Raw genomic sequence first — 12,378 nt, forward strand, 5'->3', positions numbered from 1 at the left:
ATTCGGATGTAATGATTGGATGTCCGGGCTACAGTAATTAATAAATTCCCATAGTAAGTAATTTACAGACGCGAATTTTTGCGTCTGTAGTTATCAAACCGACAGAGAGACAGATAACTTAATTTTTCCATGGAGGACAAAACAATGGAAGATAAGCAAATGTTAATGATTCCTGGACCGACACCAGTACCAGAAAGGGTTTTGCTGGCAATGGCAAAGCATCCGATTGGGCATCGCAGTCCGGAATTTAGTAACTTAATTGCTGAGTGTAATGAGTTATTGCAGTGGTTACATCAAACCCAAAGTGATGTGCTGACTTTAACTGTAAGCGGTACAGGGGCAATGGAAGCGGGCATTATTAACTTCCTGAGTCGGGGCGATCGCGTTTTGGTCGGCTGTAATGGTAAGTTTGGCGAGCGCTGGGCGCAAGTGAGTGAGGCTTTTGGCTTACAGGTAGAAAAAATTACGGCTGAGTGGGGTAAGCCTCTGGATACTGAGGAATTTAAAGCTAAGTTGGAAGCTGATACGGAAAAGGAAATTAAGGCAGTAATTCTGACTCATTCGGAAACTTCTACAGGCGTTCTTAATGATTTACAGACTATTAACAGTTATGTGAAAAACCACGGCGAGGCTTTAATCATTGTCGATGCTGTTACCAGTTTGGGAGCGTTTGATTTACCGATTGATGAGTGGGGTTTGGATGTAGTCGCTTCTGGTTCCCAAAAAGGCTATATGATTCCTCCAGGTTTGGGTTTTGTGGCAGTCAGTCAGAAGGCTTGGTCTGCTTATGAAACTGCGACATTACCGAAGTTTTACTTAGATTTGGGTAAATACAAAAAAGCTAATGCCAAGAATAGCACTCCTTTTACACCGCCTGTAAATTTAATGTTTGGTTTGCAAGCGGCTTTACGGATGATGAAAGCTGAGGGGTTGTCAAATATTTTTGCTCGTCACCAACGAATGACTCAGGCGACTCGTGCAGGTGTGAAAGCTTTGGGTTTAAGTTTATTTGCTCCTGACGAAGCGGCGAGTACGGCAGTTACGGCGGTTGTTCCCGCAGCAGTAGAAGCTGAGAAAATTCGTTCAGTGATGAAAAAGCAGTTTGATATTGAGATGGCAGGCGGACAAGACCATTTAAAAGGTAAAATTTTCCGTATCGGTCATTTAGGCTTCGTCAGCGATCGCGACGTAGTGACAGTTCTATCTGCTTTATCAGCTACTCTCACTGAATTAGGAGCGGATAACATTCACTCTAGCGCTGGTATTGAGGCGGCAGCGAAAGTTTTCGCTTCAGCTTAAATTAAAATCTAAAAGAGCGGGCGATCGTCGATCTTCCGCTCTTTGTAGCCTGTTCATCAATTTTTGCTGGGAACACCATAACTAGAAAAAATCCTTATTAGGGTAGTTAACGGCAAAGCCCAATTGCTTTAGCATTGTTCTTTTACTTTTACTTTGACCTGGATTTTTCCTCCTTAAGCTGTTTCCAGCCAATCAAAAATACGGTCTAGCTGTTCGATGGTTACTAACCCATACTGCCACAGAATCATCGGCAATGGACCGGGATCTTGCTCCAAATGACGTTGCGCGATCGCAATTGAATCCGTAGAAATTGATAATTCTTCTTGTAAAAAGCGAATAAATCTCGAATAAGTAACAGGTGCCATAATTATCTTCACATCCTCATTCTTTTAATTAAATTTGATTTTGGCTCAGGAAATCATTAAATTGCTTGTAGCAGTAGTCAGTTGCTATACTGTCTGCGAATTAATTTGACTTTACTCTATTTTGAGAGTCTAACAATTTGCTGCCAGTGTCCTAAATCACAACTAACAAGAGATTTTGATTACTAAAAACCTTCTGAAAGTAACATCGGGACATCACAGAAAGCTTGCGCCTTTAACTTTGGACGCTAAATTAGTAAGCTAACATTAGCGTAAATTATTAATTAGCTAACCTTTCTTAATTTTTTTTACACAGTCTTTGAAGAGCAAACCATCTCCCAACAGGGAGATATAGCTAATTCCGTATTTCTCACACCACAATTCTCTTCGTTTTCTCCACTTTCAGTAATTTTACAAAGAACTATTTTGCTCGGTAATTTTACAGAAAGGGAAACGGAATTTGACAACTGAGCTTATCTTAATTAAGTGAGGTTGCAACTCTACCTAGGGAAAGATTAACTAAATTGTGCCATAAAAAGGACCAAAAATTGTTTCAATTTTGTGAACTTTACCAAAAGGACAAATTATCACTAATTCGGTTCGACCTCCGGAAAAATTTAACTTTGCTCATCTTAAAACCAGGTAGCGAGGAGAGAAAGCTTGGTTTCAAAAATAGAAACAAGGTTAATTAACGGTATTCGTTGACGGAGTCAGAAACTCAATTTTAACAGGAGATCCAGCTTTTAAACCGAGTTCGGCAGCTCTTCCTCCCCGCAGTTCGATGACTGTATCGATTAACTGCTCGGTTCCATAGGTAGGACAGGGATCGCTAGTACAAGGAGGAACATTAGCCGCGATCGCTTTAATTTCACCATTACGCACAAAAATCATATCTAAGGAGATTTTGACATTCTTCATCCAAAACTGAGTCGGTCGTGGCGGATTGAATGTAAATAACATTCCTCGATTATCAGGTAAACTCTCCCGAAACATTAAACCAAGTGCTTGCTGCTGGGGTGTTTTCGTCACTTCTAAATCAATTGTTTCGCCACCCATAATTGCTTGGGCTTCAACTGGTAACATTTGACCTGGAAAATTGGTTTCTGCTTCAGCGATCGCTATTGGTGTCTCAGGAACGTTTTTTTCGTCAATAGGTGTCGAGCAACCTAACAGCAAAATACCGAGGATAAAAATTAAACTAATTTGACCTTTCATGTAGCTACTAATTAATTATGATAACTTTGTAGCTAATCGTTAGTTTTTGACAAACGAGCCACTACAAGCGATAAATTATTATGATTCCCGCAAAACGTAACCTACACCTCGCACGGTTTGAATTAGTCGCTTTTGACCTTCATCTTCAATTTTTAAACGTAGATAACGAATGTAGACTTCAATTACATTTGATTCGCCCATAAAATCATAGCCCCAAACATTTTCCAGAATTTGTTCTCTACTTAAAACTTCTCGGGGATGGGACATCAGATACTTAAGTAATTCAAACTCTTTCATTGTTAAGTCAATTGCTCGTCCTTTACGAATAACTCGACGAGTGATTAAGTCTAACACTAATTCACCGAAACGCAATTGTTCGGTTGAGCCTTCTGCGGGTTGCAGATAGAGACGTACTAATTCTAAAAAAGATTCTGTTCGATAAGGTTTGAGTAAATAATCATCTGCTCCAGACTGCAAGCAAGCGACGCGATCTTCCACTGTATCTCGCGCCATCAACATCAGTAAAGGTATTCTACTACCTGTATTTCTGATCTGGCGACAAAATCTTAATCCTGATTCTCCGGCTAAGGAACGATCGACAACTATCATTGATGGTTGAAGTTCTTCAAATTGATCTATACCACTGTGAGCATCCGATGCTACTACAGTGGTATAGCCTGCTTCTCTCAATTCCAAACTAGCTCGTTGAGCGAAAGTTTCATCTGTTTCTACTAATAAGACGCAGGAGTTTAGCTCTGAGGTTATCGTTGTCGTCATCATCTCTGGCGTTAAGTATATTTACTCGATTTATCCTGTTTTAGCATACCAATGAGAAGCTGGCGATCGCCCTGGTGGATAATCATCCTCTTTTAATTCGCGATCGCCTACTTATCTTAGTTACCAATTAATTGCAAATGACTTTTTATCACACAAGCTGCAAAAAGTCAAGAATTAATTAATAACTAACTTAAGGTAATTCCACCGAGGTAGGTTTAGCGATATGAGGCAAACCCCAACCCAGTTTTTCGCGCAAAATACGGAAAAACTCAGGTGCTTGTAAGCGGATAAAACGAGCCGAGTATGGCGAGCGTTCGATCTCGACGCGATCGTCTGGCAAAACGTAGCAACCGCCATTACCATCAACCACCATCACCATTTGATTAGGAGTAGCCGGAAAAATCCTTACTTTCTCAGTATCGGAAAAAACTAAAGCTCGTGACGCTAAAGAATGAGGACAAATCGGAGCTAGTTGCAAAACCGGGACATCAGGTGTTACCACGGGACCCCCGGCACTTAAAGAATAAGCCGTCGAACCTGTAGGAGTTGAGATAATCACACCATCAGCCGCAATATCCACGGCGGCGTGACTTCCCACCTCAATTTCAAAATGGCACATCGAAGTTAACGGTTCTCGATGCAAGACCATTTCATTTAAACAAAGTGCCTCCCAAAGTAAGGTTTCCTCCCGAAGCACTTGTACTGTTAACATCGAGCGTTCTTCAATCTGATAATCTCCAGCGAGCAACTGCTCGATCGCTTGCGGCAACTGGTTCACATAAGTTTCGGTTAAAAAGCCCATGTGACCTGTATTGACCGCCAATAAAGGAATACCTAAAGGAGCAACTTGTCGGAATGCGGCTAACACAGTCCCATCTCCGCCTAAAACAATCCCGAAGCTAACATCCTCAAAACCAGGAGGTGTTAACTGTTCGATCCGCGCATGACAAACCGGACGTTCTGGGAAAGAATAGCCTAAGATTCCGCCCCAGCCAGTACAAGTAGAAACTTCCCAGCCACGAGCAGCGATCTTGTCTCTCAACTCATTAGCGACGCGACAAGCTACAGGTTTAGTATCGTTGTAAATAATGCCTGCTTTTGCCACAGTTATCGGTCCTGCTTTCGGTTTGGGTAGAATGGGGCTATGCTTGTTCGCTCAAGACTCGGATTTAAAAGGTGTTTTTTTCTTTCTTTTCTGTTTATTTTTTTTGTAATCAATTTCTTTAAGTTTTTTAACAATTCTGGTAAAGTAATCTTCTAAATAGGTTTCTAAAGTTGTTGTTTGCTCGGGGTCAAGTCCAAATACTTGATATACTTCGTCCATTGGCGCATCGAGAGGTTTACCATTTGCTAGCACTTCAGCAAATGCCAAGCGATCGGAAACATTTTTGCCCCAGGCAAAAAATCGGGTTAGTTTACGCATGAAACGTAACAAACCTATCGGCAAGCGGGCAATTTTAGCATTTTGCCCGGATAAAGCTTCACAGCGATTAATAATTTCGTAAGCACCCCAAGCGCGAGGTCCGACGACGGGAAAGGTTCGATTTTCAGTTTCGGGAACTTGTAAAGCACGAACGGCAAACTTAGCAATATCGATGCTATCCATGTAAGCAACCGGAGTGGTTTCTCCTGTTATCCATACTGCTTGATTGTCTAAAATCGGAATTGCGTACTGACCGATTAAACCCTGCATGAAACCAGCAGGTCGAAGTACCGTATAGTTTAATCCCGATTCTGCTAAAAAAACTTCCGTACACCGCTTAATTTCCATTAAGGGTACTTGAGGATGTTTTTCTGCGTCAAGAATGGAAAAAAAGATATATCTTTTGACCCCAGCAGCTTGAGCAGCTTGAATTAATGCTACTTTTCCTTGCCAATCCACCTGTTTTATGCTAAGAGAATCGGTAGGTCTAGCTGTTGCCGCATCAATTACAGCTTCCATACCTTCAAGAGCGGGAACTAGAGTTTCGGGCTTACACAAGTCTCCTTTAACTAGCTCTGCCCCCCATTCTTGCAAAAAAGTTGCTTTGTTTTTATTTCGTACCAAACAGCGAACCCGATGGTTTTCTTCGAGAGCGCGACGAGCAACTTGTCTTCCCAAGGTGCCCGTGGCACCGACGATCAATACATCCATCTAATGAATTTAGTCAGGAAATTTAAACTTTCTATAAGATATTATCAGAATTTGGACACTTTATGTTTTTCCAGTGCGGTTTGAATTTTCCAAACGTTAATCGTATGAAGAGTGCTAGTTTAAATGGCACTCAAAATCAAACCTTCGCGAGCCATCACCGCATTAGGAAAAGTTTCTTGAACTTGAATACCGATGCGATCGAGTAGATCGTCAGAGTGGTTGGGTTCGTGATGAAAGATAACTAATTTTTTCACTTTAGCAGCGATCGCCGCTTTCACTCCTTCTTGCCAAGTTGAGTGTCCCCAGCCGACTTTAGGCGATTTTGGGTTATGATATTCTTCATCAGTGTACATCGCATCGTAAATGAGTAGATCCGCATCGCGAGCAAGTTGGAGAACATTGTCATCAAGGCGATCGGGAAAATGTTCGGTATCGGTACAGTAAACGATCGAATGTCCCTGCCAACTTACTCGATAGCCCATCGCACCGTTAGGATGATTGAGGGGACGAGTTTCAATCGTAATTTCGTCAATATTGAAAATTTCCTCGCAAACTAGATCGTGGTAATTGAGCTGTGCCTGAATTTCTTTAATCGGGACTGGAGAATTTATGTGCAGCACTCGTTCGCGAAAGTGCTGTTTCATGTGCATTTTTTCGCCATCTGGGGGAACCTGTCCGTGAATGTGAAAGATATGTTCTTCACTAAAAACGGGCAGAAAAAAGGGTACTCCTTGAATATGGTCCCAATGATAGTGGGTGAAAAACATATAAGTTTCTTCTGGTTTTTGCTGGCGCAAGCTTTTACCTAAAACCCGCAAACCAGTTCCACCATCGAAAATGAGACGTTTACCTCCGACGCGCATTTCCACGCAGGAAGTATTTCCTCCATAGCGTACCGTCTCTGAGCCTGGAGTCGGAATACTGCCTCGTACTCCCCAAAATTGCACGACAAATTCAGAATTAAGGTTAGTTTCCATTTAGCAATTAATTAGCAAGGCTGAAAAACATTACATTGAGCATGGTGGCGTAATAAGTGATCGCACAGGACTAAAGCTACCATTGCTTCTACCATTGGCACGGCTCTTGGCAAAACGCAAGGGTCGTGCCTGCCTTTAGCTGCTAAAGTTGTTTCTTCGCCCGTGCTAGTCACTGTACGCTGTTCTTGACCTATGGTAGCAGTGGGTTTGAATGCTACTCGTAAAATAATGTTTTCTCCGTTAGCAATACCGCCTTGGATACCGCCAGAGCGATTAGTCGCAGTCCGAATTTGACCTTTTTCGTCTGGATAAAATTCGTCGTTATGCTCAAAACCTGTAAGTAAAGTTCCAGCAAAACCGGAACCAATTTCAAATCCTTTAGAAGCAGGTAAAGACATAACTGCTTTGGCTAAGTCGGCTTCGAGTTTGTCAAATACTGGTTCTCCTAATCCTTTCGGGACGTTACGAGCAACGCATTCGACTACGCCACCAAGGGAGTCTTTTTTTCTTCTAATTTGGTCAATTAATTCGATCATTCGCTCTGCTGATTCAGCATCGGGACAGCGAACGATATTACTTTCTACTTGTTCGAGAGTTACGGTATTAGGATCGACTACTGCTTCTAAATCTTTGATTCGTTTGACATAGCCGACGATTTCTATCTTAGCTATTTGGCGAAGGATTTTTTTGGCGATCGCTCCTGCTGCTACTCTACCTATAGTTTCTCTCGCACTTGCTCTCCCGCCACCTTGCCAATTCCGAATCCCATATTTAGCATCGTAAGTGGCATCAGCGTGGGAAGGACGATATTTTTGCGCCATTTCGGCGTAATCTTGGGGACGAGGGTCTTTATTCCGGACAATAATACTAATTGGCGTTCCGAGGGTTTTTCCTTCAAAGACTCCGGAAATAATTTCACAAGTGTCGGTTTCTTTGCGGGGTGTCGTAATTTTACTTTGTCCGGGTCGTCTGCGGTCTAAGTCGAATTGAATATCTGACTCAGAAATTGACAGTTGAGGGGGACAACCATCAATCACTACACCCACACCACCACCATGAGATTCACCAAAAGTTGTAATCCGAAATAAATGCCCGAAAGTATTGCCCATAGTTGAGAGTTAAAAGCCTATGAACTTTGTATTTTAACAGCGATCGCTACTTCGCTTTCGTCCGGGCGCGGATTTCGATCGCATTTTCTTTGATTGTGACATCATGATTGCCGTAAAAGTCTTGTCCTAGCAGTCCTATACTTAAGGCTGGAGAAATTCCTACTCGCAAATTATTCACTGTCATTCCTCCGGCAGCCACCGAACTTAAGCGACCATAAGGAAAAGGAACGGCATTTTGGCTAGCAGTATCGACTAAAATTGTTCCTTCGGTTTGTACGCCCAAAGTTTTTGCCATTTGGGGGTTAATTGCCGTTCCTGTTGCTCCCGTATCAAACAACATTTCAAAAGTTTCCTCGCCGTTAAAGGTAACATCAATCACCGGAGTACCACCTTCTCTTCTTTTAATCGGAATTATATATATTCCTGAAACTGAAGAATCAGAAGATTCTCCACAAAGCGCTCCTAGGTCAATGGAACGACCATTACTATCGACCATAAAACAACCTTGCTGTTCTTGGGAGTAAGAAGTCAAGGGAAATACAGTTACTCCAGTAGTTATTACTAATGCTGCAATCATTTTTTTCATGAGCATTCTGCGATCGCTAAAATTTTCCTCGCTAGTCGTATTTTAACAACTGGCGATCGCGATTTGTCTAGTCTCCAGCACTTTTGTGCAAATTACTTCAATTTATTTTGCTATCAATTTTAACTCTTTATGTAGAGTTCCTGTCCTCACACTCTTAATTGCCAATAAGACCGCTAATTTAAAATCTCCTTAAGCCGATCGCTCGTTTCCGAAAAAGTTACTTTATTTTTACTGTTGTAATAGTAAGTAATTTACAAAAAAAATAATTGTCTTGTCTCAAGGCTTTACTGGCAATGTCTCTATAAATATCACGATTATATTTTTCAAGTCATTAAAGCTTTTTTACCCCAAAAACTAGTTTAATTCGCGACGTATTTGTGGTCATATTGAGCCTCAATCTGCTATAATTGCATTAGCAAAATTCACCTGAATCTAAGTTAAGTTGAACTTAACAGAGGCACCGATGGCAACTAATAGCAAAAACTTGTTTCACGAAGCAGCAAATGATCGCCAACTAGGCAAAAGCGAACAATATTTTACTAAATTTTGCCTCTATAACTTTTTCGGACAAAAAAAAGGCTACTATCTTCATTTAGATACTTCTAACCCAAATGACAATCTTTTAGCTGAATACCAGCAAATAACCGAACAACAATATCAATCCTTAACTGAAATTACCCCCAGACAATCAGCTACAGCAGTATATAACTTCGTCCTCGCCAATTTAGCAGCAGGAAAACTAACTACAGCCAAATACGCTTTACTCAGCACCTTAGACAAAACCTTAATCGAAAAACACGCCCAAGCCATTACCAAGCCAGAACTCGCTCAACTCAAAACTGATATTGAAATCATCATCAACAACCCAGAAACCCTACAAAACCATGAATTATTTGTTCAAATTCCTGTTACCAAAAACATCTCCTTATTCGAGTTAATAAACCTCCTCGAAGAACACCGCAGCAGCATAATTATCAATCTCAAACATCTCCAAGAAAATTATCAGCGCAAAGGCATTAACCGAATCGAAGGTAGCCGAGATGAAAAAGGAAATTTACTCGAACCGACGTTAAAAACAGAAAACATCGACAATGCAGAATACGTGCAAATGGGTTCTTTGGCGATTAATCGTCATACTGCCACAATCAATCTACTTTTGACCCGAAAAGTCCGATTAATCAACCCAGAAACTAACACGCCTATAACCGAAGTTGCTGGCGTACTTCTTACCGATTTAAACAAGTACAACGATTACACAATTGTTAGCAACGGCGAACTGCATATCAACTCTTTGCAAGTCAAAATTAACAACAAAAAATTGCTTAATTTGCTGCAATCCAAAGGCGTTTTGGCTGCTGGCGAATTTGATTTTCGTACTGAATACGAAATCAAGTTAGATAATTTGCCGATAATAGCTTGTCAAGAAAATTATTCTCACCTGGATGGAGTCTTTGAGGAACTAGCAGCAATTAAAGTTCTTGCCAGTATTATCTCAGCTTACTTACGAGACGACTCAGAAATATTTACTCAGGAACAGTTGCAAGAATTGAAGCAACATTACCTTTCCAAAAACCTTTATGTCAACTTCCCCACAACCACCGAATATGCTGACTTAGAAACCGCCCTAGCTAAAGGTGAAGTCGCCTCTCGAATTAGTTATAAAATCGATATCGGGAACAAAAATATCCTCAACCTCAGCAAATTTTACTCAGCAAACCAATTCCTAAGCCGCATCTACGAAGCTTATAATCTAGAGACAGGCGAAAAAATATCTAAACCTAATTTTGCTGTCAGTTTAGATATTCCTCTTATCTTCGGACACAAAGACCTCTCGCGACGTACTAAATTTACTCAAGTTGACCGATTTATGCGACCTATTTTTGATAACTTCCTCGGTATCGAAGATAATGGTTCTGTAGCGGCTATTTTAAGTAAAACTGGTGCAAATAGTTTGTTACGAGTTTTGCAAGCGAAATGGAAAGGAGAAGCGATAACTCGCGATGAGTTTGTGGAAGCTTTAGCCGCAGCAAAAAGTAAACTAGAGAAATATATCGAACAATTGTACCGAGAAAAAATTTCTCCTTTAGTGTTCTATATTGGTTCCACGGGACTTTTACCTGATGCAATGGATGCTACAGCTTATACGGCTGAAGAACTTAGTTTTCAGTATCCTGACTTGTCCTTTTCTAAACACGAGCGAGAGGGAATGTTTTTTGTAGTAGGTGAAACGATTATTAGCGTTTACCCAGAGAAGGAATATTACTCAAGATAAACACTAATTTAAAAAGCGTGCTTCCCAATTGGGAGGCACTTTGTTAAAATACATTTGCTACAGTCAACATTCAGTTATTTTTTTCTGATCAAAAATCAAAGTAAATGTAGGGAAGTCCTCCTTCAGGGGCTAAAATCCAAACACAATAGAGACAAAGAGGAACTAAAATTAGCTTGATAGTCCAATTAAGTTGTAATTTCAAACCTCGCTGGACAAAGTAAATTATGCTCATTGAGGAAATTAGTCCAGCAATGAGCAAAGCGACGCGATAGCGTTGTAAATTGAGTGCTTCGGCGTATACTTTCTGAGCAAACTGAATATCGCCTGAATAGTTCCAGTAATGCTGAAAGACTAAGGTTGCTTGTTCGAGGTTAGGGAGTCGGAACCAAACCCAAGAGGTAAATACCATAATTTGAGTTAAAATCCAAGCAAACATGATGCCGAGAAAGCTTTGCCACCAAGAGGATATCCATTGCCAGCGTTTGCTGAAGGTTTCGGTGAGACGGTGTAGTGCTAAGGCGATACCGTGCAAAGCGCCCCAAACGACATATCCCCAAGCTGCTCCGTGCCAAATGCCGGCTATCAGCATAATTACGAACAAATTGAGACAAGTGCGTCCTAAACCTCGGCGGGAACCTCCAAGGGGAAAATAAAGGTAGTTACGCAGCCAATTACCGAGGGTCATGTGCCAACGCCGCCAAAAATCGGCAATGCTGGTGGTGAAGTAGGGAAAATCAAAGTTTTCTGGGAGATTAAATCCTAAGAGTAAAGCGCTACCGCGAACGATGTCTACATAGCCACTAAAATCAAAATATAGTTGTAAGCCGTAAGCTAAGGTTGCTAACCATAAATCGCCACTACCTGCTCGCTCTAAATTTCCATAGCATAAATCGACATAAATAGCAAGGTTATCGGCAAGAAGTGCTTTTTTGAATGCACCAGAAGCAATTAACCAAAGACCTTCGATAGATTCATCAAAACTAATAAGTTGGTGTTGGGAAGTAAAGTGATGAAAGCGAGTGATGGGACCAGAAATTAGTTTGGGGAAAAATAATTTATAGCTAGTGAATTGTAGCAGTTGGCGAGCAGCAGGGGCACCGCGATAAACATCAATAAGATAAGCGATACATTCAAAGGTAAAGAAAGAAAGACCGAGAGGAGCAATTACGCGATCGCTAATCCAAGTAGCACTTTGGGTAACAAATGACAAGTTCAATGGTGCAGCTAGGGAATTCAAAATAAAAGGGATATACTTGAAACCCACGAGCAACAGCACGTTGAGGATAATTCCTAGCCATAAAAGGTTACTGGTGCGACGATTCCAAAATCCCTGTAGCTGTTCCCACTGTTGGTTGGAAAGCTGACTATTTTCCGCTTGTATTCCGCCGATTTTGCTTTGGGATTCAATGGTACGAGCGAGGAAGAAGTTAATTAAGGTTATAGCTAGAAGAAGCGGAATATACCACCATTGTAAGGAAGCATAAAAGATAATACTGGCAATTAGCAGCAGCCAAAGTTGGAAATGCTGGCTTTTTTTAGGGGAATTTTTGGCTAATGCACGTCCTACTGACCAGTAAATTATTAGTAGGATTAACAGGAAAAGAGCGTAGATATTGGAAACGAAGGTCATTTTGGGGACTGGGGATT

General features: G+C 41.1%; 11 protein-coding genes. 2 read left to right on the top strand and 9 right to left on the bottom strand.

What is annotated here, in order from left to right; genetic code table 11:
• Nucleotides 1–144 precede the first annotated feature (144 nt).
• Nucleotides 145–1,299: a pyridoxal-phosphate-dependent aminotransferase family protein gene (locus tag G3T18_RS04270; protein WP_224409290.1), complete on the top strand. Its 1,155-nt coding sequence runs from the start codon at nt 145–147 to the stop codon at nt 1,297–1,299.
• Nucleotides 1,300–1,472: 173 nt separating this feature from the next.
• On the opposite strand, the gene G3T18_RS04275 is transcribed toward G3T18_RS04270, so the two are convergent.
• The 8 genes from G3T18_RS04275 to G3T18_RS04310 all read right to left on the bottom strand — a co-directional run bounded on the left by G3T18_RS04275 (nt 1,473) and on the right by G3T18_RS04310 (nt 8,459).
• Nucleotides 1,473–1,664, bottom strand: a complete 192-nt coding sequence (locus G3T18_RS04275; RefSeq protein ID WP_224409291.1) for a DUF2949 domain-containing protein — start codon at nt 1,662–1,664, stop codon at nt 1,473–1,475.
• A gap of 681 nt (nt 1,665–2,345) precedes the next feature.
• Entirely contained in the window at nt 2,346–2,876 is a 531-nt protein-coding gene (locus G3T18_RS04280; RefSeq protein WP_224409292.1) for a DUF192 domain-containing protein, read from the bottom strand.
• 78 nt (nt 2,877–2,954) lie between these two features.
• Nucleotides 2,955–3,656, bottom strand: coding sequence for a response regulator transcription factor NblR (gene nblR, locus G3T18_RS04285; RefSeq protein ID WP_224409293.1), 702 nt, complete (start codon nt 3,654–3,656; stop codon nt 2,955–2,957).
• Between the two features lie 187 nt (nt 3,657–3,843).
• A complete protein-coding gene (locus tag G3T18_RS04290; RefSeq protein WP_224409294.1) occupies nt 3,844–4,758 on the bottom strand; it encodes an NAD(+) kinase in 915 nt (304 codons plus the stop codon).
• Between the two features lie 51 nt (nt 4,759–4,809).
• A complete protein-coding gene (locus G3T18_RS04295) occupies nt 4,810–5,787 on the bottom strand; it encodes an SDR family oxidoreductase (RefSeq protein WP_224409295.1) in 978 nt (325 codons plus the stop codon).
• Between the two features lie 119 nt (nt 5,788–5,906).
• Nucleotides 5,907–6,764 (bottom strand): MBL fold metallo-hydrolase, encoded by an 858-nt coding sequence (locus G3T18_RS04300; protein ID WP_224409296.1) that lies wholly within the window; start codon nt 6,762–6,764, stop codon nt 5,907–5,909.
• 11 nt (nt 6,765–6,775) lie between these two features.
• Nucleotides 6,776–7,873 carry a chorismate synthase gene (gene aroC / locus G3T18_RS04305; protein WP_224409297.1) on the bottom strand — a complete coding sequence of 366 codons (1,098 nt, stop codon included), beginning with the start codon at nt 7,871–7,873 and terminating at the stop codon, nt 6,776–6,778.
• A 46-nt stretch (nt 7,874–7,919) separates the two neighbouring features.
• Complete coding sequence (locus G3T18_RS04310) at nt 7,920–8,459, bottom strand: retropepsin-like aspartic protease family protein (RefSeq protein ID WP_224409298.1); 540 nt, start codon at nt 8,457–8,459, stop codon at nt 7,920–7,922.
• Between the two features lie 463 nt (nt 8,460–8,922).
• On the opposite strand from G3T18_RS04310, the gene G3T18_RS04315 reads away from it, so the two are divergent.
• Complete coding sequence (locus G3T18_RS04315; protein ID WP_224409299.1) at nt 8,923–10,731, top strand: hypothetical protein; 1,809 nt, start codon at nt 8,923–8,925, stop codon at nt 10,729–10,731.
• Nucleotides 10,732–10,819: 88 nt separating this feature from the next.
• Here G3T18_RS04315 and G3T18_RS04320 read toward each other — a convergent pair whose 3' ends face one another.
• Entirely contained in the window at nt 10,820–12,361 is a 1,542-nt protein-coding gene (locus G3T18_RS04320; protein WP_224409300.1) for an MBOAT family O-acyltransferase, read from the bottom strand.
• Between the last annotated feature and the right edge of the window lie 17 nt (nt 12,362–12,378).

Origin of the sequence: Oscillatoria salina IIICB1 (genome assembly GCF_020144665.1) — a bacterium.
Classification (GTDB): domain Bacteria; phylum Cyanobacteriota; class Cyanobacteriia; order Cyanobacteriales; family SIO1D9; genus IIICB1.

Excerpts from the sequence above, each read along its gene's own strand:
- G3T18_RS04270 (WP_224409290.1), top strand. The coding sequence starts at position 145 with ATGGAAGATAAGCAAATGTTAATGATTCCTGGACCGACACCAGTACCA.
- G3T18_RS04275 (WP_224409291.1), bottom strand. The coding sequence starts at position 1,664 with ATGGCACCTGTTACTTATTCGAGATTTATTCGCTTTTTACAAGAAGAA.
- G3T18_RS04280 (WP_224409292.1), bottom strand. The coding sequence starts at position 2,876 with ATGAAAGGTCAAATTAGTTTAATTTTTATCCTCGGTATTTTGCTGTTA.
- nblR (WP_224409293.1), bottom strand. The coding sequence starts at position 3,656 with ATGATGACGACAACGATAACCTCAGAGCTAAACTCCTGCGTCTTATTA.
- G3T18_RS04295 (WP_224409295.1), bottom strand. The coding sequence starts at position 5,787 with ATGGATGTATTGATCGTCGGTGCCACGGGCACCTTGGGAAGACAAGTT.
- G3T18_RS04300 (WP_224409296.1), bottom strand. The coding sequence starts at position 6,764 with ATGGAAACTAACCTTAATTCTGAATTTGTCGTGCAATTTTGGGGAGTA.
- aroC (WP_224409297.1), bottom strand. The coding sequence starts at position 7,873 with ATGGGCAATACTTTCGGGCATTTATTTCGGATTACAACTTTTGGTGAA.
- G3T18_RS04310 (WP_224409298.1), bottom strand. The coding sequence starts at position 8,459 with ATGAAAAAAATGATTGCAGCATTAGTAATAACTACTGGAGTAACTGTA.
- G3T18_RS04315 (WP_224409299.1), top strand. The coding sequence starts at position 8,923 with ATGGCAACTAATAGCAAAAACTTGTTTCACGAAGCAGCAAATGATCGC.
- G3T18_RS04320 (WP_224409300.1), bottom strand. The coding sequence starts at position 12,361 with ATGACCTTCGTTTCCAATATCTACGCTCTTTTCCTGTTAATCCTACTA.